This is a genomic window from Litorimonas sp. RW-G-Af-16 (assembly GCF_048319245.1).
Lineage (GTDB): Bacteria > Pseudomonadota > Alphaproteobacteria > Caulobacterales > Maricaulaceae > Litorimonas.
Genome location: NZ_CP166993.1, coordinates 363,120 through 389,463, shown reverse-complemented (window position 1 = coordinate 389,463; position 26,344 = coordinate 363,120). Strand labels below are relative to the sequence as shown.

The following is a 26,344-nucleotide window of genomic DNA, read 5'->3' as shown; positions in this document are numbered from 1 at the left end:
CGCACAAAAAACCCGCCCTTCAAATGAATGAAGCGCGGGTAAATTAGCTGCGAGTGGAAATTCCTACATCAAGCGCTTGCGGCTCGTAGGGTTCGGACCGATCGCTTTTTGGTTTGAACCGCGACGGCGTGACGGCTGATAGGCCACCATGCTGTGCGCTTTGCAATACGGCTCATCGGGATCTGTCTTGCGGCCACAAAAGCGGAAATCTGTTTTGGACGGATCGCCAATCGGCCACTTACACATGTGATCTGTTAGGGTTAGGATCGTTGCAAATTCACCGTTCGATAATGGCTTGGCTTCCAGCGGCGGTTCTGGCTGTGCGATCTCGACGACGACACGTGGCTTGCGCGGGGTCGCGGGCGCCCTGACAGTCCGCGTGCGCGGCGCGGAAGGTTGCGCGGCCGCTGTCGCCTTTTTACGCGGGCTGGAAGGTTTGGCGCGACCTGACAGGCCGAGACGGTGGACTTTACCAATCACGGCATTGCGCGTGACGCCGCCTAATTGCTTGGCGATTTGGCTCGCTGATAGCCCGTCCGCCCATAATTTCGTCAGTGTCGCAACGCGATCCTCTGTCCATGCCATGGTATAATTCCCTTTATTCGAAGTCGCCGCGCCGAGATAGCGCGCACCCCCTATATATTGATTTCAGTAGACCCCCCGGCCCACCATTTCCACAACATGTCGTAGCAAGCCCAGCGAAAACCACAAGATATTTCCCTCCACCTATCCACAGAAATCAATATATAGTAGGTAAAAACCGCAGATCATAAATTATTTGGGGATAATTGGATTTCATTCACAGAAATCTTTGTGTAGGAGCGGGATATGACCGCAAAACCGACATCAAACTCCACGACTTTTCCTGCCGCGACCCCGCCCAAAGATCGCCATTTTGGCGCGATGAATTGGATGGGTCTGGCGACGCTCTATAAAAAAGAAGTCAAACGCTTCATGAAAGTCGGGCCACAGACTTTGCTCGCGCCGATCATTTCAAACTTACTTTATATGACTGTCTTCGTGCTGGCGTTCTCAAAGAATAATCCTGACCCCGCAGGCTTCATGGCGTTTCTTGCGCCGGGCCTCGTCATGCTGGGCATCCTCAATAATGCGGCCGCAAATTCCAGCTCGTCTATTATGACAGGCAAGATGATGGGCAGTATTACAGATGTACTGATGCCGCCACTCTCATATCTAGAGCTTGCATTGGGGTGGATTGGCGGCGCAGCGACGCGAGGTATTTTGGTGGCGGTTGCCACCGCGATTGCGCTGTCCTTCTTCGCACCGATGATCCCAATGCATATTTGGGCAGTGTTATTCTATTCTATCAGCGCGGCCTTTATGATGGGCATGGTCGGCGTGTTGTCTGGTATTTGGGCAGAGAAATTCGACCAACTGGCGGTCGTCAATCAATTCGTGATCCTGCCGCTATCATTTCTATCTGGCACATTTTACCGCATCGACGTTCTGCCAGAAATTTTCCAGAAGATGATCCAGTTCAACCCCCTCTTTTATTTGATCGACGGCTTCCGCTACGGCTTTCTTGGTGAAGCGGACTCAAACATTGCAATAGGTGTTGTCTTTATCTGCGCGATCAATATCATCTTGTTCTTAGCCGTCTTGCTGGTGCTTCGCGCAGGCTGGCGGATCAAGTCCTAGCGCCACGGAGATTATTATGGCCAAAGGCGACCACCTTTTTGATTGTTACACCCCCCAGCGCTGACATTTGATCGCGGCGAAGGGCCTTATCTTTATACCGCAGAGGGCAAGCGCTATCTCGACTTTATTGCGGGTATTTCTGTCAATGCCTTCGGTCACGCCCACCCTGGGATGATAGAAGCGATCACAGAACAAGCGGGCAAAATTTGGCACCTGTCAAACCTGTTCCGTATCCCAGGACAGCATGAACTCGCGCAGCGTTATTGCGAGGCAGCTGAGTTTGCGGACAAAGTCTTTTTCACCAATTCGGGAGCAGAAGCGATTGAGTGCGCGATGAAAACCGCGCGCCGTTATCACTACGCCCAAGGCAATCCTGAGAAGATCGACATCATCACATTTCAGGGCGCGTTCCACGGTCGGACGACAGCCGCGATCAATGCCACAGGAAATCCGAAATACCTTGAAGGTTTCGGCCCCGCTCTTCCGGGCTATATCCACTTGCCATTTGGCGACCACGAAGCGCTTAAAGCTGCCATGGGTCCAACGACGGCGGCTGTCATGGTCGAGCCTGTCCAAGGCGAAGGCGGGCTACGCGCTTTGCCCGAAGTCTGCTTGCGCGGTTTGCGCGAGCTTTGCGACGAACACGGCGCGCTGCTGATCTATGACGAAGTGCAATGCGGTGCGGGTCGGACGGGCAAGATGTTCGCCTATCAATGGGCGGAGAACGCCGAGCCAGACATTATCGCAGCGGCCAAAGGCATTGGCGGCGGCTTCCCCCTCGGCGCGTGTCTTGCGTCTAAAGAAGCGGCGAGCGGTATGGTCCCCGGTACGCACGGCACGACTTATGGCGGCAATCCGCTGGCCATGGCGGCGGGCATCAAGGCCTATGACCTGATCACCGAGGCAGGCTTCTTGGAGAACGTCACCGACGTGTCTAATTTCATCAAGCAACAATTCGAAGCGCTCAAAGATGAGTTTCCAGATGTCGTCGCGGATGTGCGCGGCAAGGGCCTCCTCGTTGGAATGCGCCTGAAAAAGAAAAACGTCGATGTGCGCCTGTCTTTGATGGATCACGGCCTCCTCGTGGGCACGGCGGGTGAGAACACGCTGCGCCTCGCCCCGCCGCTGATCATCACCGAGGACCATGTGCGCGAAGCTATTGGCAAGCTACGCCAAGTCTTCACCCTCGCCCGCGATTGGGACGACGTTTAGCCTGCGCTTCAGTTTAAATTGACGACCCTCGCGCGAATAGGCTAAACGCCTCTTTTGCGCGAGACGACCATCATGAACCACTTTCTCTCCCTAGCCGATATTGACAGCTCTGAGCTGCGTGCGATTTTGGACGAGGCGCACCGGATGAAGGCCGCCCGCCACCTCCCAAATGGTCAAAGCCTGCCCAAGGGACAGCCCGACGCAGACGCGCCGTTTACAGGCCACACCCTTGCGCTTATTTTCGAGAAGTCTTCGACCCGCACGCGCTTCTCTTTTGACATGGCGATGCGGCAACTCGGCGGCACGTCCATCACCGCGACCAGCAATGATATGCAGCTCGGCCGCGGGGAAACAGTGGAGGATACGGCCAAAGTCCTGTCCCGCTTCGTCGACGGAATCATGCTCCGCGCGAACAGCCACGACACGCTGACCGCGCTGGCCCGTAACGCAACGGTCCCCGTGATCAACGGCCTGACCGATTACAATCATCCCTGCCAGATCATGGCAGATTTACAGACGTTGGAAGAGCGCGGGGGGCAGTTATCGGACATGACACTGACATGGGTCGGCGACGGCAATAACGTCGCGGTGAGCTTTATCAATGCTGCCGCAAAATTCGGATACCACCTCCGCATTAGCACGCCAGAGGGCTACGCCGTCGCAGACCAAACGGTTGAGGCCGCGCGCCAAGCAGGTGCCAAGATCACCTTGATCACAGACCCCCTCACAGCCTGCGAGAACACAGACGTCGTCATCGCCGACACCTTCGTATCCATGGGCGACACGGACGCCGAGGCTCGCCTGTCTGATCTGATGAGCCACCAAGTCAATGACGCGCTCATGACAGCGGCCGCAAAAAACACGATCTTCCTCCACTGCCTCCCCGCCCACCGCGGCGAAGAAGTCACCGCCGCTGTGATCGACGGCAAGCAAAGCGCCGTCTGGGACGAAGCGGAGAACCGACTGCACGCGCAGAAGGCGGTGGTGAAGTGGTGTTTGTGTTAATTGGTTCCCGGCGCAATCCTATTGGGTCGTCGCGATGGAGTGACATCCTCATTTGACATTCCCCCTCTAACGCCATAGTCACCGCGCTTAACACGGAGCTTGGCGGGTTGAGAATGATCTCCCCCGAGATGGGCTCACACCCTAGAGCCGTGCCGGCCACCCCTGCTGGCTCACAATATAGAGCCTTTCATGTCTACATTTTCTGACCTCAATCTGGCGGCCCCGCTGGATAAAGCCCTGCGCGAGCTTGGCTACGACACCCCCACTGAAATTCAAGTGCAAGCGATCCCTAAAGTGATGGAGGGGCGCGACCTAATGGGCATTGCGCAGACCGGCACGGGCAAAACGGCGGCGTTCACCCTGCCGACGCTGCACTACCTGATTACTGAGGATAAAGAGCCGCCTAAGCGTGGTGCTCGCTGCCTGATCCTTGCGCCGACGCGGGAGCTCGCTGGGCAGATCACTGAAAGCGTGCAGCAATACGGCAAACATATGCCACATCTCTCTGTCACGGCTGTTTACGGCGGCGTCGCGATCAATCGGCAGATCAAGCGTCTTGTCGGCGGAAACGATGTTGTTGTCGCCACGCCCGGTCGATTGATGGATTTGATCGAACGTCGCGCCCTGACACTCAAAGACGTCGAAGTCCTGATCCTAGATGAAGCGGATCAGATGATGGACATGGGCTTTATCCATGCCTTGCGGAAGATCGTCAAAATGCTCCCAAAAGAGCGGCAGACCTTGTTTTTCTCGGCTACCATGGCGACGAATATTAAAAAGCTGGCAGCGGAATATTTGACGGACCCTGTAAAGGTCTCTGTCACGCCCGCCAACACAACGGCGGAGCGCGTGACGCAGGCCGTGATCTTCGCCGAAAGCCCGCAGAAGCAGACTTTATTAGGGTTGGAATTAATTAAACCCGAAGTCGAGCGGGCGCTGGTCTTTACACGCACAAAGCACGGCGCAGATCGCGTGGTGAAGCGTCTGGCGACGAACGGCCTACGTGCCATGGCGATCCACGGGAATAAATCACAGAGCCAGCGTCAACGCGCACTGGACGCCTTTAAGGCGGGTGATGTAAACATCATGGTTGCGACCGATATTGCGGCGCGCGGAATCGATATTGACGACATCACACATGTCTTTAATTACGAACTTCCCAATGTGGCCGAGCAATATGTTCACCGAATTGGGCGGACAGCGCGGGCGCGAAAATCTGGCAAAGCGATCTCTTTCGTGGCGAAAGACGAGCGCAATTATCTCCGCGACATTGAGAAATTACTCGGTGAGAAAATCCCGCAAGAAAAGCAAATCAAAGATATTGACGAGGCGGCGAAAGTGTTGCGCGCCAGAGCCCCTGTCGAAGTCGTCGCAGACAAAGTCAAAGAGACTCGCCAAGGTCGCGGGAAATCTAAAAAGAAGAAAGCGCGTTTTTCGTCTGATCGAGCCAATCGCGGCGCGGGTGCATATAAGGTTGAAGAAGTCGGCGAACGCACGGCGAAATCTGGCTATGATCCTGATAAGCCGTCGCAGCCTCGCGGACGTGGGAAGCCTGCATCGGGCGGGAAGCCAAAAGGTGAATGGTCCCGCGATACGCGTGACGGGTCTGGTGGACATAGTGCGCGCCCGAATAAAATGCGCGGTGACAGCCCGACAGAAGACAGCACGACACATCGTCGCAAAAAATCTGATCCCAACAAGAAAAGCCGGGCTCAGCGAAAAACTGAAACGGCCGCAGCTGCACCCAAGAGCGATGGCAAAAGCAAGTCGTTTAAAGGCAAGCCTTACAAGGCGAAAGGCCCGAGAGCGGATGGCAGGAAGCCTAGCGGCGGAAAACCGCAAGACGCAGCACGTCAATCATCTGGCGGCGCAGGGTTTCAACGCAAACCACGTAAGCCGAAGGGCGAACGTGGTGCGAGCCAGAATAAAGGCGGCAATCAACCACCTAAACGGCGCGCGAAGTAACCCGCCCTACGTCAAAATATTAAAAGCCCAGTCAGTGACTGGGCTTTTTTATTACCGATGATAGTCGTTCCGATTTTCACCGTCATACCTGCCTGATGGCAGGCAACATTTCTTGAAACAAGCGTCCTGATTGGCAGGGGCAGAGATCGTTGCGGCCTAACTTTTCGGTCAGCTCGATCTCGCCACCTTTGATAAAGCGACGACCACGGCGCACGGCGATCTCTGACGGGAAACCTTTGCGGCGCTTAGATGTGACAATGAAACCGTGGTGTTTCGGACTTAAACGAATATTTTGGCATGACAGCCTCCATAGTTTGGTGAAGGCGTCGGGCTTTATATATGACGGTATTTTCGCGCAACAAAAAACCCGCCTCAACATGAGACGGGTTTTCCTAACTGTGTGCCCGATGGGTTACCGCATCGGCGATTACCTGCAATCAACCCAATGGGTTAGTTGCGGGTGCTAATCGTCTTGCTTCTTACGTGGGCGACGGGCGCGCTTTGGCTTATCTTCGCCTTTGTCGTCGTCATTGCCGCTTTCTTCGCGCGGGATTTCGAGGCCCGTGTCTTGATTCACGAATTTCATCGACAGACGCACTTTACCACGATCGTCAAAGCCCATGAGTTTCACATAGACGTCTTGATTTTCGGATAGTTCGTCAGACGGGTGATTTACGCGTTCATTCTTGATCTGGCTGACATGCACAAGGCCGTCTTTCGGACCGAAGAAGTTCACGAAGGCGCCGAAGTCAACAACTTTGACGACTTTACCTTTGTAGATCATGCCAACTTCTGGCTCAGCTGTGAGGCTGTGGATCCACTCCATCGCGGCTTCGATTGACTTCTTGTCCGTTGAGGCAATCTTGATCGTGCCGTCATCTTCGACAGAGACGCGAGCGCCCGTTGTGTCGACGATTTCGCGAATGACTTTGCCGCCTGTGCCGATGACGTCGCGGATTTTATCAACCGGGATTTTCATCGTTTCGATACGCGGTGCAAATTCACCGACTTCATCACGGGCTTCTGTCAGAGCTTTGTTCATTTCGCCGAGGATATGGATACGACCTGCGTGAGCTTGCTCCAGCGCGGTTGTCATGATCTCTTCTGAAATACCAGTGATCTTGATGTCCATTTGTAGGGACGTGATGCCCTCGGACGTACCTGCGACTTTAAAGTCCATATCGCCCAAGTGATCTTCGTCGCCGAGGATATCGGACAAGACAGCCACGCCGTCTTCGTCTTTGATCAAGCCCATGGCGATACCTGACACAGGACGCTTCAGCGGAACACCCGCATCCATCATCGCCAGTGAACAGCCACACACGGTTGCCATAGAGGAGGAGCCGTTAGATTCCATGATCTCTGACACCAAACGAATTGTGTAAGGGAAGTCTTCTGGCGTTGGCAGGACAGCCTGCAAAGCGCGCCATGCGAGCTTGCCGTGACCTGTTTCGCGACGGGATGTGCCGCCCATGCGACCCGCTTCACCGACAGAATATGGCGGGAAGTTATAGTGTAGCAGGAACTTGTTTTTGATCGTGCCTGTTAGCTGATCCACGAATTGCTCATCATCAGATGTGCCTAGTGTTGCCACGCAAAGCGCTTGTGTTTCGCCGCGCGTGAACAAAGCGGAGCCGTGCGTCCGTGGCAGGATGCCAGCTTCGCCAACAATCGGGCGGACCTGATCAAGTTTACGACCATCGATACGTTTCTTCGTCTTGATGACAGTTGAACGCACAGTCGTTGACTCGATAGATTTGAACACGTCAGAGAACACGTTATCGGCCATGCCGTCTTCGTTCTCATCTGATTTACCAAGCGCTTCCCATGCGGCTTTGCGTGTTTCGCGCAGCGCGTCTTGACGCTCCATTTTGTCTGTGAGTTTGTAAGCGGCTTTAATGCCTTTTTCAGCGACTTTCTTCATCGCTTTCTTCTCGTCTGACAGGTCAGGTGTGACGTAGTCCCACTTTGGCTTGCCCGCTTTGGAGGCTAGCTCTGTGATCGCTTCGATCACTTCTTGGCAAGATTCGTGTGCAAACATCACGCCGCCGAGCATTTGCTCTTCGGTCAGTTCTTTCGCTTCAGATTCCACCATCATAACGGCGTCTTCTGTGCCCGCGACGACGAGGTCGAGTTCAGACTCGAGCAATTCGTCCAGCGTTGGGTTCAGAACATAATCGCCATCAATCAGGCCAACACGCGCAGCGGCGATAGGGCCCATAAACGGCACGCCAGAGATCATCAGCGCCGCAGACGCTGCAATCATGCCCAGCACATCAGGTTCATTTTCAAGATCGTGTTGCAGAACTGTGATCACAACCTGCACTTCGTTTTTAAAGCCCTTTGGGAAGAGCGGGCGGATCGGACGGTCTGTCAGGCGGGAGATCAATGTCTCGCGCTCTGTCGGGCGACCTTCGCGTTTAAAGTAACCGCCAGGGATTTTACCTGCAGCGTAGAACTTTTCCATGTAGTTGACTGTCAGCGGGAAGAAGCTCTGTCCCGGCTTTTCAGATTTCGCCGCACAAACTGTGGCGAGGAGAACTGTTTCTCCGTAAGTGGCGAGAACCGCGCCGTCGGCTCTGGCGGGCCATGCCGCCTGTTTCGAGTTTGAGAGGGCGTCCTGCCCAATCGATTTCAACAGTGTGTTTATCAAACATATCATACTATTTCTTTCTTCATCATACATACTAAGGCCCATTGTGAGCCCGTTTTCATAGCGCCTTATTGCGCCATTTTTTGCATCACCATGATGCACAAAAGGCCGCCCATAGAGCGACACATTAAGTTAGGTAATATTGAGTGGCCCACGAAACGCGTGGGGCATTTCGCACTTGCCTTGTTGGTATTTGCGCTGCCAATTACCTTAGCTACGCAGACCCAATTTTTTGATAAGCGTCGTGTAACGACCTTCATCTTTTTTCTTCAGATAAGACAGAAGACGACGACGAAGCGCCACCATAGCCAGCAACCCACGACGGGAGTGGTTGTCTTTCTTGTTCGTTTTAAAATGCTCAGTCAGGTGCAAAATCCGGTGTGTCAGGATTGCGACTTGCACTTCGGGGGAACCTGTATCGCCAGGCTTGGTTGCGTACTCAGCAATGAGTGCGGCTTTTTTCTCAGGTGTAATCGACATCGTGTTCTCCGTTATGATGACAAAACCCCGAACCGATCATCGCTTCGGGTTACATTTGGAACACACGTTTTGGACTGAATTGTCCGCCTCGCACGTATCCGAGGGCGACCGCCTGATCATTCGGCCCCATAGCTAAAACCCAGTCGTCAGGGTCAAAACTGTGAGGAGATGACAGGTCGATTGCCCGACCATGTTTCAGGTTGATCACCTCTGGCTCTGTAGTGGCTAGCACCGGGATGTCGTCCAGTGCAGTCTCTACAGGGCGCAAGGTGCCCGAAACGCCGCCCCTATCGCATAACTCCTCTAGCGCGTCTAGTGTAAATGACTGCGATATATCGAACGGCCCAACCCGCGTGCGGCGCAAGATCGTTACGTGACCACAAGCATCCAGCGACGCGGCCAAATCCCGCGCGAGGGAGCGAATATAGGTGCCTTTCCCGCATTCCACCGTAAAGCTCGCCGTATCGTTCGTGATTTCCACAAGGTCAAAGCGGTCAATGCGGACTTCGCGGGATTTTAGCTCGACCGCCTCGCCCGCTCGCGCCAAGTCATAGGCCCGCTTACCGTCCACTTTGATGGCAGAGAATTTGGGCGGGACTTGCGCGATGACCCCGCGAAATTCTGGCAGAGCCAACTCAATCTCGCGGCGGGTGGGACGATTGGGAGACGTCGCAATAATTTCGCCCTCAACATCTTGGGTGGTCGTATTCGCGCCCCATGTGATCGTAAATTCATAGGACTTAGCTGCGTCCATCATAAACGGCACCGTCTTCGTCGCCTCGCCCAGCGCAATCGGAAGGAGCCCCGTCGCCAGCGGGTCCAGCGTCCCCGCATGCCCCGCCTTCTGCGCTCCGAACAGCCACCGCACCTTGCTCACAGCCTTCGTGCTGCCAAGTGCCAGCGGCTTGTCCAACACGACCCAACCGTGAACGGGATTACCTTTGCGTTTTCTTGCCATGAGAGCCCCTAACGTAAAAAGGCCCCCTTGCGGAGGCCTTTTCGCGATAAATTTTATGTCGTTTATTTCGCAAGTTTATCAAAGTCAGAATGCGAAATCGCGTCAGCAATTAATTGCTGAACAGTTGGTGTAAATGCGTCGACCACGTTCTGACACGCGCTCAATGCTGAAAAGCTCGACTTGAAATCATATTCAGTTTTGACTTCATATCCTTGCGGGTATTTGTCGGATGTCAGCATCAAGCCAACATTCCATTTACCTGTTCCCCAAGAATCAGCTTCAAACTGGGTAAGTTTTCCAGAGATTTTGTTAGCTGAATTCGTGCTGTAGACGCCAGCTTCAAACATTTCTGTTTTGAATGCCTCTTCGATGAATTGCGTCGGTGATTTGCCAGAAGCCACATCAATCGCCCCCATTGCGCGACATGTAAGTTCTTCATCGACACCCTCTGCCGCTGTAAAGCTACCCAGACCAACTGTCGTGCCACTTGCGCCAAGCGCGTCCTTCATTTGCACGATGTTATTCGTGGATGGTGTATACGGCCGCGACGATGTTGTCTCACAGCCAGTTGCAATAAGCGCAGCGCCAAAGGTTGCGACGAGTACTAATTTTTTCATGGTTTTCCCTCTTTCAAATAGAAATTATATGTTTCCATAAAAAGGAGGCTATGCAACCCTAAATTTGGGATTTACCCCTCCAAATCCTGCTTAATATGTGGATTTTCTAGCAGTTTTGCCATGTCTTCGGCAGTGTCGAAGCTGCGGTCGGCGACGAATTTCAATCGCGGGGTGGATTTCATTTCCATCTCTTTCCCGAGGCGGCCGCGCAGGAAGCTTTGCACACGTTGCAGGGCTTTGATCGTCGCGTCCATATCACCGCCGCCGAGTGGCGCCGCATAGACCAGCGCGTGCTTGAGGTCTGGGCTGGCGCGGACTTCGGAAATCGTGATCGACACGCCTTGCAAGTCTGGATCGCGCAGGTTTTCCTTCGCCAAGATTTCAGCCAAGGCGCGGCGGATCAATTCGCCAGCTTTGAGTTGGCGTTGGGATGGGGGGCGGTTTTTGCTCATAGGCGCTAAATGGCGCAGGCACGGGCCAATATCAACCACTCATATGCGCGGGATGTGTGCTTGACAGCTGAAAGCGTGCCACTTATACGCCCCACAAATCCGCGCAGTATTAAGTCTGCGCTCTGAGCTGTGCATGATGCAGACAGGGTCCCGTGGTCGACGTGTTACGTTCACCGCGGCCTTTTTGCATTGAAATTTTGAAGGTGAACATTTGTTCGAGGCATTAGGTGATAAGCTAAGTAACGTCTTTGACGGTCTGACCGGGCGCGGTGCGCTGTCGGAAAAAGACGTCAATGCTGCCATGCGCGAAATCCGCATCGCCCTCCTCGAAGCAGACGTTGCCCTGCCCGTGGTTAAAGATTTCGTCGAGCGCGTCCGCAAGGAAGCCGTTGGCGAAAAAGTTATCAAGTCTATTAAACCAGGGCAGATGGTCGTCAAGATCGTCAATGACGCCCTGATTGAAACGCTCGGCGGCACGCTATCGGATGAAGACGCCGATAAAGCGGAAGTTGCCAAAGCCACGCATTTAAACCTCGCGGCCAAACCCCCCGTTGTGATCCTTATGGCGGGTCTGCAAGGCTCTGGTAAGACGACGACAACGGGTAAGCTCGGCCTCTATCTGCGCTCGGCCCTGAAAAAGAAAGTCCTCTTCGCCTCGCTCGATACGAACCGTCCCGCTGCGATGGAGCAACTCGGCATGTTGGCGAAACAAGCCGAAGTCAGTTTCCTCGAAATTGTCAAAGGTCAGTCCGCGCTCGACATCGCCAAACGCGCGATGAAAGAAGCGAAACTCGGCAGCTATGACGTCGTGATCCTCGATACAGCGGGCCGCACAACGATCAATGAAGAATTGATGGCCGAAGTTGAAGCGGTCGCCAAAGAAACTCAGCCCACTGAAACGCTCCTCGTCGCAGACTCCCTGACAGGTCAAGACGCGGTGGAAACGGCACAACGCTTCCACGCGCGCCTGCCGCTGACGGGCTTGGTTCTTACGCGGATTGACGGCGATGGTCGCGGCGGCGCGGCGCTGTCCATGCGGGCCGTCACAGGCCTACCGATCAAATTCCTCGGCACGGGCGAGAAGATGGACGGTCTGGAAGCGTTTGACGCCGAACGCCTAGCGGGCCGTATTCTGGGCCAAGGGGACATCGTCTCCCTCGTCGAACGTGCCAGCCAAGTTATCGACGAAAAAGACGCCGCGCTTACCGCCGAGAAGATGCGCAAAGGTCAGTTTGACCTCGAAGACCTCGGCAAGCAGCTCGGCCAGATGCAAAAAATGGGCGGCATGGGCGGCCTGATGAAGCTCATGCCTGGTATGGGCAAAATGAAAAAGCAGCTCGACGCGGCGGGCGGCATTGATGATCAACTGCTCAAGCAGCAGCAAGCGATCATCCTCTCCATGACCCCAGCCGAGCGCCGCAAGCCTGAGTTGATCAAAGCGTCTCGCAAAAAGCGGATCGCAGCGGGCGCTGGCATGTCCGTGCAAGAGGTCAACAAGCTCCTGAAAATGCACCGTCAAATGTCAGACATGATGAAGAAGATGGGCAAGGGTGGCATGGCCGGCATTATGCAAGCGATGGGCGGGATGCCCGGCATGCCAAAAATGCCTGGCGGAATGTCTGCCAAAGGCGGCGGCATGCCTAACCCCGCAGATATGAGCCCCGAACAACTCGAAGACCTCAAAAAATCCCTCCCCCGGGACTTGGCAAATTGCCTGGCCTTGGCGGTCTAGGTGGGGGTGGACCCAAATTACCCGGACTTGGCGGAGGCCTTCCGGGCCTTGGCTCGCCCTTTGGCAAAAAGAAATAACGAATACACACACTAACCGAATGCTACTCTAAAAGGAAAACCATCATGGCACTCAAATTACGTCTGGCCCGTCACGGCGCCAAAAAACGCCCTTATTACCGCATCGTCGCAGCCGACTCGCGCTCCCCGCGTGATGGTCGTTTCATCGATATTGTGGGCTCCTACAACCCAATGCTCCCAAAGGATTCAGAAGAGCGCGTCAAGCTCGACGTCGAGAAGATTAAAGAGTGGCTCGGCAAGGGCGCACGCCCGACAGAACGCGTGGCACGCTTCCTCGGCGCCGCTGGTCTGTGGGAATGGAAAGCTGGCAACAACCCTGAAAAAGGCAAGCCCGGCGCGAAAGCGCTAGAGCGCGTGAAAGAAAAAGCCGAGAAAGCAGAAGCCCGCGCTGAAGCTGAAAAAGAAGCAGCTGAAGCGGCGAAAGAAGCCAAAAAAGCTGCTGATGAAGCGGCCAAGGCTGCAGCGGAAGAAGCTAAGAACGCGCCTGCTGAGGAAGCCTCTGCAGCAGAAGAAGCTCCAGTTGAGGAAGCTCCAGCGGCGGAAGAGGCTGCAGCAGAAGAGCCAAAAGCCGAAGAGTAATCTTCCGCACTTTCAAAATTAAGCCGCTCCAAATAAGTTTGGGGCGGCTTTTTTGTGCGCGAAATTAGGACGCGCTTTCTAATGCACCCCCTAATAAAGCATAATCGAATAACCCTATTTGGAGAGATGACATGATGGCTTCTAATTTCAAAAAAACATCTGCCGCTTATAATAATGCGGCTCCTGTGAAGTCCGTGCGCCGTTTGCGCCGCGCTTACCTTGGCCTACACGGCCTAGCCTTTGACTTTGCTGTGAAGCGCGCGAAGAAGCGTTACGGACAATTCCTCGATTTGACCGATTCACTCGTCGACAAAGGCGAAGTTGTGGAAGCAGAAGCCGCGGATCGCTTCAACGCGGCCAAGGACAAAGCTGTCGAGATGGTGCCTGCCAAGGTGATGAAAGCAGCCCAGCGCTCTAAGGTCAAAATGACGACAGAGCGCACGGTTGTCAAAACGACACCAGATGCAAAACCTGTCGCGAAAGCTGCGGCAAAAACAACCACGAAGAAGACAGCGGCTAAAAAGCCTGTAGCTCAGAAAACAGCTGCAAAAAAGGCAGCCGCGAAGTCAGTCGCCAAAGTAAAAGTCCCTGCGAAAAACACGAAAGTCGTCGAAAAAGCTGCGACTGTTATCGCCGCTGATGTGGCCGATAAATACGAAGCATATGTCGCTGACGTGCTGCGTTATGATGCAAAAGCAGATGCGGCAACGGTCAAGAAAATCGTTGATCACCTCGGTATCGCGCTCAACAGCCGTGACGGAAAATTCGTCGCTTGCACGGACGAGACAGAGCGCAATACAGTTCGCGATAGCTTTCTGAAAAAGAAGCTGGGCCTCGAATCTGTTGACGCTGATTTGGACGCTCGCGTCCTGACGATCTGTGATTTGATGAAAGCTGATCGGTTTAAGAACCGCGTAACATTCTACTACCTACTCGCCAAGGAAGACGGCAAACTCGCCAGCCTTTAGGCCAATTTATATCTAAATTCGAAGCCGTCCTTCGCATTTTGCGAGGGGCGGCTTTTTGTGTTTGGCGCAGGGTCGGGCATGGAGTTTTTGGAGATTTTTCGGAACATTTCAGCGTTCACCTCATTGATTAGTTATACGAACCCACAAATGGAGACAATTATGACAAATACAGTGAAAGCCCTCAACGAAATCACAGAGACAATGATCGATAGCTATAAGGGCTATGAAAAATGTCTTGAACTTTCTGATGACAGCTACGCTTTGCGCCAGAATTTCCGAGCGCGCGCTCAAGAACGCAGTCAGTTAATTAATGACTTTCAAAACCAAGTGCGCCAACTCGGCGGAGAGCCCGTAACGGACGGGTCTGTCACAGGGAAACTGCATCGCGGTTTCACCAAGTTTGCGAGCGTCTTCCAAGATGACGAGAAAGCCGCTGTGTCAGCGATTGATGACGGCGAAGAGTATCTTGCGGAAAAAATCGAAGACTGCCTCGAAGACAATAATCTTCCGTCACCTGCGCAGAGCCTACTCAAGCGCGCACATGCAAGTGCAAAAGCCGGCGAGCGCTATGCCGACCTAATCGAAGACAATATGTAGTTGATACATTAAATCCGAAATTAAAACGTTCCTCGCACATCGCGGGGGACGGTTTTTCTGTGCGTTAACGGCTCAGCGCTACGAAAAGCTTCGAGGAGAACTTATGATTTGAAATGGTAAAACGATATCACTGTAGCTCTCGGTAAATACAGTTTTTTCATCTGCAAATTTGCTGAGAGCATCAAAGCTAACAGAGCATTGCAGTCGACGTTGTGACTTACTATCAACTTTTGGATTAAGCGTAATGTAGCTAGAAAAGTCTTTCTCTAACTGAGATTTGCGGTTTGAATGAAACATTCTGGCCTCTTTTGCGCCCTCGTAACCGTGACGGAAACTTGCCAAATCATGGTGAAATTTATCGACTTCTTTTAGAGGTAAGGTTCCCAACATTGCTTTGTGAGCCTCTGTGGAAATAATAAATTCTGTTATTTCACGAAATGCTTTTATTCCATCCTCTTGATACCAACGACTCCACTAACATTCGATAATCGCAGGCAAGTGTCCAAAATCGTCTTGCATCCGATAATGCTATCGTTTTGTTTCCAGTTACTTTTATACTTGTTGGGAGTGATTTTAATTTGTCAAATTTAGCCTCGATATCGAAGCCGGCGGTATTTGACCTTGCATTATCGGAAGCGCCCGCGAACTGCGTTGTTGCCTTAATGACATCTTCAAAACGTTTACCGTGAAGTTGATTAATGCTCATGCAATCTGTGAATATGCTGCTATCAACTCTGACTTCGCAATGCTGGGGTTACCTGCCGTTCGAGTTTTAATAGGCAACCAGTCAATCGATTTTAATAGGAGCATCAAATCTTGTCTGCATCGATTAGCCTTCAAAAAATAATGTGAGTTTGGAGACTTATGCAACCCCTCAATTGATATCATACCTGCTCGTGCACCAACCCGCTGAAACGCGAAATCCGCAAGCTCATTGTTTACGAAATCAAAGTCAGGGTGGGTTAGTGGCAACTTTCTGATTTCCCGAGGTGTAACTTGCTTTTGCCAGACTTGAAACACGACTGGCACAGAGTATGAGGCCCCATCAAATTCAAAGCTATCAAACGGAATATCAAATTCACCAGCTAGGTGAAACTCTAGCGAAAGCTGGTTTTGCAAGGACGCTTTTTGAAATGTTTTTGGAACAATAAATGCGATAATATTTGAAAACTCAGCGGCATGATTAAAAAATTTCTTAGCTAAAGATGAGTTTTTTCCAAATGGCGGATTACCTATCGTAATGACAGGCTTCGTAAACCCTTTCGGTTCCCAATTTAAAAAATCTAGCCGCATTATATCATTGCGAGAAGTTGAGATATCCAAGCCTACTTTAGGGTAGGTCATCTTATCAAAAAAGGCGCCTAGACCAGCAGATGGCTCCAAGTATATAACTTCACTTGGATTGAATAAGTCTAGTTTAAATAGAAAGTTGATACATGATTGCGCGATCTCGGGCCGCGTGTAAAATTTATCTAAGTCACGCTGTTCTTGAGTTGTTAAGACCTGCTGGATCATGCTGGAGCATTTCACGAACATATTATCTTGTCAATATAGAGCTTTTCAGCAGCTTTCTGTCACATGGCATAGCCTGCGCGGTACGCTATTTTCCCCTCATGACAACGGCCCCAGATATCGAAGTGTTTTATGATGGCGGTTGCCCTATTTGTGTGTGGGAAGTTGATTTATATGGGCGCATGGACCGCGTCGATGCTATTCGTTGGATAAATATTGATACACTCGCAGACGCGGATTTACCCCTTGGGAAAACACGCGAAGATTTGCTCGGGCGATTTCACGTCCGGGACTTGACGCACGGCGACGAAGCGGACTGGCATATCGGCGTTGACGCGTTTGCCCGCATTTGGAGAAGTCTGCCGAAACTGCGTCATCTCGCATGGTTATTCTCTGTGCCAGGGTTGAGACAAATTACGAAACTCGCTTACAAGCTTTTCCTGCGCTGGCAAAGTTGGCACCGCAAACATCGGCGGGGCAACGCGTCTGTTTAAACACATCGGCCAATAAAAAACCCGACCTCTAGGCCGGGTTTATCGTCGTGACTGTTAAAGCGCTTAGTAAACCCGCTTCTTCGGCTCGATATAGTCGATGCCGTCCGTCATGGTGTAATCATGGACGGGGCGGTAGTCGATTTTGACTTTGTTGGTGTCATAATCATACCAAGCAAGTGTGTGCTTCATCCACTTCTTATCATTGCGGTCAGGGTAATCTTCGTGAGCATGAGCGCCGCGTGACTCTTTGCGGTTGTCCGCAGATGCAATCGTCACACGCGCTTGTCCGACGAGGTTATCAAGTTCAAGCGTTTCCATCAGGTCCGTGTTCCAGACCATCGTCGTGTCAGACACAGAAACATCTTTCATCAATGCCGCAATGTCTGTGACTTTGCTGACGCCCTCTGCAAGGCTCTCTTCCGTGCGGAAAACCGCGCAATGATCTTGCATCGCGCGCTGAAGCTTACCGCGGATTTCAGCGGTTTTCGTATTGCCCTTGGCGTTTCGGTATTTCTCAATCCGTGCGAGGGAATTTGCGCCCGCATCAGCTGGCAGAGGCGGTAATTCTTTGCCGGGTTCGTTGATCTCGCCAACACGCAGCCCAGCCGCACGGCCAAAGACCACTAGATCTATTAGAGAGTTTGAACCAAGTCGGTTCGCACCGTGAACAGACACACAAGCCGCTTCACCAACGGCCATAAGGCCTGGCACGACAGCGTCAGGGTTCTTGCCTGACTTTGTCAACACTTCGCCGTGATAATTGGTCTGAATACCACCCATATTATAGTGGCAGGTCGGCAGCACAGGAATTGGTGCTTTCGTGACGTCTACGCCCGCAAAGATTTTCGCTGTCTCGGAAATGCCTGGAAGGCGTTCTGCTAGCACGGCTGGGTCAAGATGATCCAGATGCAGGAAGATATGGTCTTTGTTCGGGCCGACACCGCGACCTTCGCGAATTTCAATCGTCATCGCACGGGAGACCACATCGCGCGAGGCGAGGTCTTTGGCAGACGGAGCGTAACGTTCCATGAAGCGTTCACCCTCGGAGTTGGTCAGATAACCACCCTCCCCGCGAGACCCTTCAGTGATCAAGCAACCCGCGCCGTAAATGCCCGTCGGGTGGAATTGGATGAACTCCATGTCTTGCAGCGGCAAACCTGCGCGCAGAACCATCGCATTTCCGTCGCCTGTGCAAGTGTGCGCGGACGTCGCGCTAAAGAACACGCGACCATAGCCGCCCGTTGCGAGGATCACTGTCTGTGCGCGGAAACGGTGCAAAGTGCCGTCATCCAATTTCCAAGCCGTGATGCCGCGACACACGCCGTCTTCCATGATCAGGTCGAGCGCGAAATATTCAATAAAGAAGTCCGCATCATTGCGGAGAGCTTGGCCGTAGAGCGTATGTAGCATGGCGTGACCTGTACGGTCAGCGGCCGCGCAAGTGCGCTGCGCTTCTGGGCCTTGACCCATGTTTTGCATCATGCCGCCAAAGGGACGTTGGTAAATCTTGCCTTCATCTGTGCGAGAGAACGGCATGCCCCAATGCTCTAGCTCGTAAACCGCCTTAGGCGCTTCGCGGCAGAGATATTCGATACTGTCTTGGTCACCGAGCCAGTCAGAGCCTTTGACCGTATCATACATATGCCAGCGCCAGTCATCATTGCCCATATTGCCGAGCGATGCCGCGATACCGCCTTGCGCCGCGACCGTGTGAGAGCGCGTCGGGAAGACTTTGGTCACGCAGGCTGTCTTGAGGCCCGCTTGTGCCGAGCCGAGTGTGGCACGGAGGCCAGAGCCTCCTGCGCCAACAACGACAACGTCAAATGTATGATCGATCCATTCAGTTTTTTTCGGGGCAGCCATGATTTATCCTAAAAACGCGAGTTTGACGACCGCATAGACTACGGCTGCCCATAAGATGAAGGCGACGACCTTATTTTTCAACAGGCCAAAAGAGCGCAGACCGCCCGAGAAGTAATCCATGATCACTTCGTCCATTTCCAGTTTGCAATACCAAATGGCGGCTGTGAAAAACGCGAGGAAGCCGAGACCTCCAACAGGATTGGACAACCATGCCGCAAAGCCAGCAGAGCCGCCGCCAATGGCGCTGACCGCGCTCCAAATTGCTGGGATCAAACCAATGATCAGGCCCCACCCGACAAAGCCGTGTAATTTGTGATGGGCCGTGCCCTTACCATGCGCCATTAGACAACTCCCGATGCAATCAGCGTGATGATCAGCGCCAGGACTATTGATCCGAACAACATGACATATGACAGCGTGTTATTGAGCTCTGGATTTAGCATCGCGCCATTATCCCACACGGCGTGGCGAAGCTGCGCGAGGGCCATGAAGATAAATGCAAACAGAAAGACAAACAGACCAATCGCGCCGAGCGGGCTAAAGATTAAACCTTGCAGCGGCAGTGATCCTGTCAGAGCCAGAACCAAAACACCGATCGCGACCAGTAAAAGCGCGACATAGCTAATGATTGCGCTGGCCCGATGGACGATGGAACTCATCATTGCGGGATGCCAACGCCACACCTGTAAATGTGGCGACAAGGGCCGTTTATCGTTCCAAGAGGATGACATAGTGATACCTTATTCTTCAAATGTTTGCGCAAACTAGTCTTGCGCCCGTTGGAGTCAACGGCGAAAGCCAAATATCGTTGCGATATATTTACGGGCTGAGAGGGAATTCTGCGCGGAAATGGCGGCCTTCACGATTAAGCTCATAAGCGAAAACCTCCCCTGGGATAATCTCCATCGTCCATACATTCGTGACCGACGCATCGAGCCCGTTTTCAAGAAATAACGCTTTGGAGAACTCATCGACAGGGAAGTTTTTGCGCGTGGCTGTACCGGGTTCTTCGGCCAGCCCGCCATAGCCCGTCACAGGATCAGGTGATCCGTCTTTGAACGTGTGCCGATGCGAAAGGAGCAACCCGTCTGCGCGCGGAATCAGCGACCACTGACGGCTTTGATCGTCCCCCACAGCCAGCGGCATGCGGATCGCGCTGTTATTTCGCGCGTCAGAACACTCAACGGGTCCGACAGTCAGGACTTTCCCCCGCCAATCTGCGTCTTCGGGATCGTCACTGACGACAGATCCGGTCAGAGTCTGCCCGCACAGCGACTTCATGTTCACTTGGTAAAACTGCCATTGCGGCGTTTGCGTGTGATCGCCACTCGTCCCGCTACACGCCACCAACCCCAAAGCAGCTGTCGCCATAATTATTCGCATATCGTCAATCCTTAAAACACGGTCATATTCTGCCACCTTGCCTTGTTAAGACCTAAAGGGTGCTTACATTGTGGGCAAATGAAAAAGAGGACTTCATCTATGCGTAAATATTTATTGATGAGTGCAGCTGGGCTGGTCGTAATCGGGGCGAGTTTCGCGCCGCAATTTAACGTCGATGCGCAGTCGCGCTATTCCACCCAATCCGAGGCCATGATGGTCGACCCAACGCGCGGCGTGCTGACTATGGCACCGCTGCTGGAACGTGTGACGCCTGCGGTCGTGTCGATCAATGTGATTGGCAAAACAAAACCTGCCGCCGCGTCTCGCTACGGCGATAATGAGGAATTACTGGAGCGGTTCTTTGGCGGTCGTCTGCCGGATATGCAGCCGCAACCGCGCAACGGACTTGGGTCCGGCGTGATCATTGATGCGGGCAAAGGCTTGATCTTGACGAACAACCACGTCGTCGCCAATGCCGAAGAGATCAACGTCACGCTAGAAGACAAGCGGCAGCTACAGGCCGAACTTGTCGGCACAGATCCTAAGACAGATATTGCGCTTCTGCGCGTCGACGCTTCCAATTTGCGAGCGCTAGAATTTGCGCCGACGAATGATGTGCAAGTCGGCGATTACGTCATCGCAGTCGGCAATCCCTTTGGCCTATCTTCGACCGTCACATCAGGAATTGTGTCCGCCTTGGGTCGTGATTCAAGCAATGGCGACAATTATTCCGACTTCATCCAAACCGATGCGTCAATTAATCCAGGAAATTCGGGCGGCGCTTTGGTCAACTCCAAAGGCGAACTGATCGGCATTAATACGGCAATCATTTCCCGCTCTGGTGGCAATAACGGCATCGGCTTTGCTGTGCCTGTGCGCATCATCAAGAGCGTCATGGGGCAGTTGGAAGAGAACGGCGAAGTCCGCCGTGGCCGCATCGGTGTCAGCATCCAGAACATCACACCTGAACTCCGCGAAGCGATGGGTCTGACCTCCCTCAACGGAGCGCTTGTGGGTGATGTCGTTGACGGAACGCCAGCGGAAAAAGCAGGCCTGAAGCGCGGCGACGTTGTCATCGAATTTAACGGCGAAGACGTGCTGGACAGCTCTGATCTGCGCAATGCGGTCGGCCTTGTGCAGCCCGGCACGCGCGCGGACATCACTTTCATGCGCGACGGCAAACGCCGCACCACACGTATCGAAGTCGCCGAGGTCGAAGAGGATAAAACTGTTCTGGACGAATCTGTCGCTGACGAACTTCCGTCTATGGAAAGCTTTGACGGTGCGTCGATCACAAATATTCCAGACGACATGGAACTTCGCGGCGGTGACGAAGGTGTCTTGGTCGCAACTGTTAAGCGCGGCTCCAAAGCGGCACGCTCAGGCCTGCGACGCGGCGATATTATTCGCTCTGTTGACGGCAATGACATCCGCGATCTCTCTGACTTTGAAGACGCGATTTCAGAAGATGACGGGCCATTCGCCCTGTCAGTCGAACGCGACGGCACGAATATCTTCCTCGCCGTAAAGTAAAACATATCGCGCCCGCAGCCATAACCCTGCGGGCGCATTATCTTGACACAAATTGTTAGCACGTGACCTGCAGCTTTTGCGTTACTCTGAAGGGTGCAACTGTTAGCAAGTCCTATGTTTATCAATTTTATCGACCTTCACGCCCAACAAGCCCGCATCAAAGCACAGATTGACACGGGGATTGCCCGCGTACTCGACCATGGCTTTTATGTTATGGGTCCAGAAGTGCGCGAGTTTGAAGAGAAGCTCGCGACCTTTGGCAAAGCCAAACATGCGCTAGGCTGCGCCAATGGCACGGACGCGATTTTGCTCGCGCTCATGGCGTGGGATATTGGGCCGGGCGACGCAGTCTTTTGCCCCAGCTTCACCTATTGCGCGACGGCGGAAGTCGTCGCCCTGCGCCGAGCGACGCCTGTGTTTATCGATATAGATCGCGAGACCTACAACATGTCGCCCGCTCATTTACAGGCCGCGATTGACCGTGTGAAAGCGGACGGAAAACTCACGCCTAAAGCGATCATTTCCGTTGATCTGTTCGGGCAGTCAGCAGACTATCCCGCGATTGCTAAGATCGCTAAAGCCGAGGGTCTCAAATTGATCGCGGACTCCGCGCAAGGGTTTGGCACGTCCCTGAACGGCCACCACCCGCTGCATTGGGCAGACGTCACGACGACCAGTTTTTTCCCTGCCAAGCCTTTGGGGTGTTACGGCGACGGCGGCGCTGTGCTGACCGATGATGACGCGCTCGCCCTTAAAATGGATAGCCTACGAATTCACGGCAAAGGCGTGGATAAATACGACAATGTCAATGTCGGTATCAATTCGCGCCTCGACAGTTTGCAAGCAGCGATCTTGCTGCCGAAATTAGAGATATTTGCGGATGAAATAGACGCCCGCAATCATATCGCGACCCGCTATATCGACGGACTTCGGGATCATGTTGAGCGTGTGCCAGCCGTGATGGACGGCGTCATTTCCACATGGGCGCAGTTCACGATTGAAGTCAAAGACCCGACCAGTTTCGGCGATCAGTTACGCGAAAAAGGTGTCCCCACCGCGCGCTACTATCCCCGCCCGATCCATATGCAAACGGCTTATCTGGACTATGCGGGGATTGGCGGTGACTTGCCCAATACGGAAGATTGCATGACGCACATTATCAGCCTGCCCATGCACGCCTATCTGGACGAAGCGACCCAAGACATGATTATCAACGCAGCGGTTGCAGCGGCGTAAATTTATTCCGCGCGCTCAATCGTCGGGTTGATCGGCTCAATCACATCATCGCCTTGAAACGCATAATAGCGCGACACAGTATAGCCCGCCTCCCGCATTTCTTCGAGCAAGCTCTCCTCGCCCAACAAATGCGCTGTGCCAACGGCGACAAAGCCTGTCCCGCTATCTTCCATGAACCGTGTTAGCTGGCTGGACCAAGCGCGGTTGCGGTCGCGTAGAAGCGCGTTGAACACTTCGGGCGCCCGCTCCCGCATTGGCTGCACCAATCGCTGCGTCAACACATCCGTGCGCCCCACCGCCCATGCATTGGCGATATTGACCATATCAATGCCCAGCGTGTTAAATTTCTCCATCGTCTCAGTCAGCATAGAGAGTTGCACAAATTCGGGCAGTTCCGCACTTGAGCGGATTTGGTCTTCCATTGTTTCTAGGTAGATCACGTTTTTCCCGCTCCGCGCTGCGCGTGATTTCAGCGCTTCATCAGCGGACAAATCGGGCAATAGCCCTGCATTGGTCGCAGCTGCAAAGGTCAGAAATTCGGAGGCCAGCCACGGCTTCATACTATCCAAAGAGGCAACCGTCAGATTGCCATTATTGGCAGCCGCGTCGAGCAATTTCAGCTGATAATTATCCAGACTATCGGACAGTCGCAATCCATCTGACCTCATGCCGAGCGAGGTCGTCAGCACTGCCGCCTGTATCTGTCCTTCTTCGCCCGTATCGACCTCAAAAAAGACGGTGCCAGCCTCCGCGAAAGCCTGCCGCATATCTTCGCGCTGCCAGTCCAAAGTATCTGGCAGCAAATGAACCGTGCCGAAGATATAGAGCTTGCTATCATAGTCTTCGACCAACCAGATCGCAGGACCGTCATTGCGCGCGCGTGCGTCAGCGACCTTTTCACTGACAGCATCACCTGTCGGGGCGATATTATCACACCCCGTCGAAATCAGGCTGACCGCTGCGAATAGACACATAGATAAAAATTTCATCCTTGCCCTCTGAACAATCTGGGGCAGAAATTCAACTGGAATGATCATTGCGTCATAATCGCCCGTGAGTTATTGCGCACAGCATCATTGCGAAGGATTTATCACTTTGGCCAAATTAACAATTTATCCCTGCATTTTGTCTGGCGGCTCTGGCACACGGCTTTGGCCTGTCTCGCGCACCAATGCGCCCAAACAGCTGCAGCCCTTAATTTCAAAGCAATCTTTGATTGTTGAAACGGCCCTGCGCACCCCAGTCGGCGTCGATATTGCTGCACCCATCATCATCAGCAATGCGAGCTATGCCAAAGACATTGCCACGCAATTAAAAGGCGCTGGCACCCCCGCTAGCCATATCCTGACAGAGCCCTTTGGACGTAATACAGCGCCAGCCGCCGCCGCAGCTGCAAAGCTGGTGCAAGACCTGGATCCCAGCGGCATCGTCCTCTTGCTCCCCGCGGATCACTATATTTCAGATCACCCCACATTTCTCGCCGCGATACGTCTGGCTGCCAATGCTGCGCAAGCAGGACATATCGTGACATTCGGCATGTCCCCGACCCATCCTGAAACTGGATTTGGTTATATTAAATACAATGCGGCGTCTGCGATTTCAGATGGTGTTTTTCCTGTCGATAAATTCGTCGAAAAGCCTGACCTAGAAACAGCGAAGTCTTATCTCGCCGCGGGAGATTATGCTTGGAATTCTGGTATGTTTGTCTTTTCGCCCAAGACGTATCTCGGGGAACTGACACAGTTCAATGAGGCGATTGCGACCGAGGCGTGTGCAGCGTTTGACAAGGCTGACAGTGAAGATTTTGAAGGCACAGATATTCGACATCTTGACCGCACTCACTTCACTAACTGCCCCAGCGACTCGATTGACTTCGCCGTCATGGAACACACGCAGAAGGCCGCCCTCGTGCGCGGTGAATTCGACTGGAGCGATGTCGGCAGCTGGAGCCGCGCTCTACGAGATTGGCGAGAAAAATGTCCACGGCAATGTCCTCCACGGCGACGTCATTACCCATGACACGACCAACTGTTTGATCTCCAGCCAGTCCCGTCTCGTCAGTGTGGCAGGCCTCAGTGATTTAATTATTTCCGAAACCCCTGATGCCATTATGATCTGCCCGCGTGAGCAGTCGCAATACGTCAAAAACCTTCATACCCAATTAGTCGAAGCCCAGCGCGTCGAAGCGACCTCCCCCGTGTGCCAGCACACGCTCACGCACCGTTACGACAGAGCCGCGCAGAGACGTTGGTATCGCGAATGGTTGACCCAAACAGTCCTGCCGCATTGGAGCATCACCGCATTATCGCCTGATACGGGCGGTAGTTTTGAAGCCTGTGATTATGACGGAAACCCCCTCACAGATTTAAATGTGCGACTGCGCGTGCATGCACGGCAAGTCTACTCATTCGCCTTCGCCGCAGATCAACTTGACTGGGCAGAGGGGGTCGAGGCGCTGAAAAAGCCACTTGCTCATTTACTAAAAACAGGCCGCAAAGCGGATGGTGGGTTTGGACATATCTACAAACCAGATGGCAGTTGGGCCAAGGATAATAGCGATACCTATGACCATGCATTTGTCCTTATGGCGCTCGCTTGGGCCTATAAAGTCACGGGCGACGAAGCGCTAAAACAAGAGGCGGAGCAAACATTGGGCTATTTGCAATCCGCGCTGAAACATTCCGACAAAGGCTATTTGGAGGGCCTGCCCGCGTTTGAAACCCGCCGCGCCAATCCGCATATGCACCTGCTCGAAGCCGCTCTCGCATGGACCGATCTGCATGGCTCGGAGCCGTTTGCAGATCTGGCGGACGAGATCGTTGATCTGTTTAGCAATCATTTCTACCGTGACGGACTGCTACGCGAATATTTCCACGATGATTTATCGCTCAATGATAGCACCGAAGCCTTGGCGCTCGTCGAGCCTGGGCATTTATATGAGTGGGCCTTTCTACTGAATTCCTATCACAGCATCACGGGTAAGACGACACCCCTGACCGAAGCCATGGTCGCTTTTGCGGATAAATATGGCTGGAACCAACAGACTGGTTTGGTCGTCGATCAATGTCACCCCAATGGCGAAAGCCTCGCTGAGCCAACCTCCCGCATGTGGCCACAAACTGAATATGTACGCCTCAACCTCACATATGGCAGCCGTGCGGATATTGAGAAAGCCCTGCAACATTTGCAAACAATCCGCATGATGTATCTGGAAGGTGACGATCTTACGCGCGGTATGTGGCGCGATAAACTCGACCACGCGGGCCAAGACATCAGCCCCAACGCCCCCGCCTCCACGCTCTACCACATCATCGGCATGATAGGCGCAATCTAGGCCTGATGATTGAAGCGCAAAGGCATTGCACCGCG

At 53.3% G+C, this 26,344-nt stretch carries 26 protein-coding genes; 13 read left to right on the top strand and 13 right to left on the bottom strand.

Translation table 11 applies throughout. The features are described 5' to 3' along the window. Positions 1 to 63: 63 nt before the first annotated feature. On the bottom strand, positions 64 to 585 hold the full coding sequence (locus tag AB8615_RS01855; RefSeq protein WP_409433253.1) for a GcrA family cell cycle regulator: 522 nt from the start codon (positions 583 to 585) through the stop codon (positions 64 to 66). Between the two features lie 243 nt (positions 586 to 828). On the opposite strand from AB8615_RS01855, the gene AB8615_RS01850 reads away from it, so the two are divergent. The 4 genes from AB8615_RS01850 to AB8615_RS01835 all read left to right on the top strand — a co-directional run bounded on the left by AB8615_RS01850 (position 829) and on the right by AB8615_RS01835 (position 5,841). After that, positions 829 to 1,659 carry an ABC transporter permease gene (locus AB8615_RS01850; protein ID WP_409433252.1) on the top strand — a complete coding sequence of 277 codons (831 nt, stop codon included), beginning with the start codon at positions 829 to 831 and terminating at the stop codon, positions 1,657 to 1,659. Between the two features lie 42 nt (positions 1,660 to 1,701). Then, on the top strand, positions 1,702 to 2,871 hold the full coding sequence (locus tag AB8615_RS01845) for an aspartate aminotransferase family protein (RefSeq protein WP_418152554.1): 1,170 nt from the start codon (positions 1,702 to 1,704) through the stop codon (positions 2,869 to 2,871). A gap of 72 nt (positions 2,872 to 2,943) precedes the next feature. Beyond that, positions 2,944 to 3,876, top strand: a complete 933-nt coding sequence (argF, locus tag AB8615_RS01840; protein ID WP_409433250.1) for an ornithine carbamoyltransferase — start codon at positions 2,944 to 2,946, stop codon at positions 3,874 to 3,876. Positions 3,877 to 4,065: 189 nt separating this feature from the next. Then, a complete protein-coding gene (locus AB8615_RS01835; RefSeq protein ID WP_409433249.1) occupies positions 4,066 to 5,841 on the top strand; it encodes a DEAD/DEAH box helicase in 1,776 nt (591 codons plus the stop codon). Between the two features lie 82 nt (positions 5,842 to 5,923). Here AB8615_RS01835 and AB8615_RS01830 read toward each other — a convergent pair whose 3' ends face one another. From AB8615_RS01830 to rbfA, 6 genes are all read right to left on the bottom strand, one after another. Further along, on the bottom strand, positions 5,924 to 6,220 hold the full coding sequence (locus AB8615_RS01830) for an SEC-C metal-binding domain-containing protein (protein WP_409433248.1): 297 nt from the start codon (positions 6,218 to 6,220) through the stop codon (positions 5,924 to 5,926). An 84-nt stretch (positions 6,221 to 6,304) separates the two neighbouring features. Continuing rightward, positions 6,305 to 8,503 carry a polyribonucleotide nucleotidyltransferase gene (pnp, locus tag AB8615_RS01825; protein ID WP_418152553.1) on the bottom strand — a complete coding sequence of 733 codons (2,199 nt, stop codon included), beginning with the start codon at positions 8,501 to 8,503 and terminating at the stop codon, positions 6,305 to 6,307. A gap of 201 nt (positions 8,504 to 8,704) precedes the next feature. Next, positions 8,705 to 8,974, bottom strand: a complete 270-nt coding sequence (gene rpsO / locus AB8615_RS01820; RefSeq protein ID WP_409433246.1) for a 30S ribosomal protein S15 — start codon at positions 8,972 to 8,974, stop codon at positions 8,705 to 8,707. A gap of 49 nt (positions 8,975 to 9,023) precedes the next feature. After that, a complete protein-coding gene (gene truB / locus AB8615_RS01815) occupies positions 9,024 to 9,932 on the bottom strand; it encodes a tRNA pseudouridine(55) synthase TruB (protein WP_409433245.1) in 909 nt (302 codons plus the stop codon). A gap of 62 nt (positions 9,933 to 9,994) precedes the next feature. Then, complete coding sequence (locus AB8615_RS01810; RefSeq protein ID WP_409433244.1) at positions 9,995 to 10,549, bottom strand: hypothetical protein; 555 nt, start codon at positions 10,547 to 10,549, stop codon at positions 9,995 to 9,997. Between the two features lie 71 nt (positions 10,550 to 10,620). Further along, on the bottom strand, positions 10,621 to 11,001 hold the full coding sequence (gene rbfA / locus AB8615_RS01805) for a 30S ribosome-binding factor RbfA (RefSeq protein WP_409433243.1): 381 nt from the start codon (positions 10,999 to 11,001) through the stop codon (positions 10,621 to 10,623). A gap of 211 nt (positions 11,002 to 11,212) precedes the next feature. On the opposite strand from rbfA, the gene ffh reads away from it, so the two are divergent. The 4 genes from ffh to AB8615_RS01785 all read left to right on the top strand — a co-directional run bounded on the left by ffh (position 11,213) and on the right by AB8615_RS01785 (position 14,954). After that, complete coding sequence (ffh, locus tag AB8615_RS01800) at positions 11,213 to 12,733, top strand: signal recognition particle protein (RefSeq protein WP_418152552.1); 1,521 nt, start codon at positions 11,213 to 11,215, stop codon at positions 12,731 to 12,733. A 122-nt stretch (positions 12,734 to 12,855) separates the two neighbouring features. Then, positions 12,856 to 13,389 carry a 30S ribosomal protein S16 gene (gene rpsP, locus AB8615_RS01795; protein WP_409433241.1) on the top strand — a complete coding sequence of 178 codons (534 nt, stop codon included), beginning with the start codon at positions 12,856 to 12,858 and terminating at the stop codon, positions 13,387 to 13,389. Between the two features lie 131 nt (positions 13,390 to 13,520). Then, a complete protein-coding gene (locus AB8615_RS01790; protein ID WP_409433240.1) occupies positions 13,521 to 14,357 on the top strand; it encodes a DUF2853 family protein in 837 nt (278 codons plus the stop codon). 159 nt (positions 14,358 to 14,516) lie between these two features. Next, positions 14,517 to 14,954, top strand: coding sequence for a PA2169 family four-helix-bundle protein (locus AB8615_RS01785; protein ID WP_409433239.1), 438 nt, complete (start codon positions 14,517 to 14,519; stop codon positions 14,952 to 14,954). Between the two features lie 702 nt (positions 14,955 to 15,656). Here the strand turns inward: AB8615_RS01785 and AB8615_RS01780 are convergent. Beyond that, complete coding sequence (locus tag AB8615_RS01780) at positions 15,657 to 16,469, bottom strand: SAM-dependent methyltransferase (protein WP_409433237.1); 813 nt, start codon at positions 16,467 to 16,469, stop codon at positions 15,657 to 15,659. Between the two features lie 98 nt (positions 16,470 to 16,567). Between AB8615_RS01780 and AB8615_RS01775 the strand changes: the two genes are divergently transcribed. After that, positions 16,568 to 16,960, top strand: a complete 393-nt coding sequence (locus AB8615_RS01775; protein ID WP_409433236.1) for a thiol-disulfide oxidoreductase DCC family protein — start codon at positions 16,568 to 16,570, stop codon at positions 16,958 to 16,960. A gap of 63 nt (positions 16,961 to 17,023) precedes the next feature. Here the strand turns inward: AB8615_RS01775 and sdhA are convergent, their stop codons facing one another. From sdhA to AB8615_RS01755, 4 genes are all read right to left on the bottom strand, one after another. Continuing rightward, positions 17,024 to 18,823 (bottom strand): succinate dehydrogenase flavoprotein subunit, encoded by a 1,800-nt coding sequence (gene sdhA, locus AB8615_RS01770; protein WP_409433235.1) that lies wholly within the window; start codon positions 18,821 to 18,823, stop codon positions 17,024 to 17,026. Between the two features lie 3 nt (positions 18,824 to 18,826). Then, the gene (locus tag AB8615_RS01765) at positions 18,827 to 19,165 is read right to left on the bottom strand and encodes a hypothetical protein (protein WP_409433234.1); all 339 of its coding nucleotides are present in this window, start codon (positions 19,163 to 19,165) and stop codon (positions 18,827 to 18,829) included. Continuing rightward, a complete protein-coding gene (sdhC, locus tag AB8615_RS01760; RefSeq protein ID WP_409433233.1) occupies positions 19,165 to 19,554 on the bottom strand; it encodes a succinate dehydrogenase, cytochrome b556 subunit in 390 nt (129 codons plus the stop codon). Before sdhC ends, AB8615_RS01765 begins: the two co-directional genes overlap by 1 nt. A gap of 88 nt (positions 19,555 to 19,642) precedes the next feature. Continuing rightward, the gene (locus AB8615_RS01755) at positions 19,643 to 20,206 is read right to left on the bottom strand and encodes a hypothetical protein (RefSeq protein WP_409433232.1); all 564 of its coding nucleotides are present in this window, start codon (positions 20,204 to 20,206) and stop codon (positions 19,643 to 19,645) included. Positions 20,207 to 20,305: 99 nt separating this feature from the next. Here AB8615_RS01755 and AB8615_RS01750 point away from each other — a divergent pair, with 99 nt between their 5' ends. Together AB8615_RS01750 and AB8615_RS01745 are read left to right on the top strand one after the other, a co-directional pair. Next, positions 20,306 to 21,739, top strand: a complete 1,434-nt coding sequence (locus AB8615_RS01750; RefSeq protein ID WP_409433231.1) for a Do family serine endopeptidase — start codon at positions 20,306 to 20,308, stop codon at positions 21,737 to 21,739. A 114-nt stretch (positions 21,740 to 21,853) separates the two neighbouring features. Then, positions 21,854 to 22,975: a DegT/DnrJ/EryC1/StrS family aminotransferase gene (locus AB8615_RS01745; protein WP_409433230.1), complete on the top strand. Its 1,122-nt coding sequence runs from the start codon at positions 21,854 to 21,856 to the stop codon at positions 22,973 to 22,975. 2 nt (positions 22,976 to 22,977) lie between these two features. Here the strand turns inward: AB8615_RS01745 and AB8615_RS01740 are convergent, their stop codons facing one another. After that, entirely contained in the window at positions 22,978 to 23,964 is a 987-nt protein-coding gene (locus tag AB8615_RS01740) for a TraB/GumN family protein (RefSeq protein ID WP_409433229.1), read from the bottom strand. A gap of 106 nt (positions 23,965 to 24,070) precedes the next feature. On the opposite strand from AB8615_RS01740, the gene AB8615_RS01735 reads away from it, so the two are divergent. Together AB8615_RS01735 and AB8615_RS01730 are read left to right on the top strand one after the other, a co-directional pair. Beyond that, a complete protein-coding gene (locus AB8615_RS01735) occupies positions 24,071 to 24,994 on the top strand; it encodes a mannose-1-phosphate guanylyltransferase (protein WP_418152551.1) in 924 nt (307 codons plus the stop codon). Further along, positions 24,909 to 26,309 (top strand): AGE family epimerase/isomerase, encoded by a 1,401-nt coding sequence (locus tag AB8615_RS01730; RefSeq protein ID WP_418152550.1) that lies wholly within the window; start codon positions 24,909 to 24,911, stop codon positions 26,307 to 26,309. Before AB8615_RS01735 ends, AB8615_RS01730 begins: the two co-directional genes overlap by 86 nt. The last annotated feature ends 35 nt before the right edge of the window (positions 26,310 to 26,344 follow it).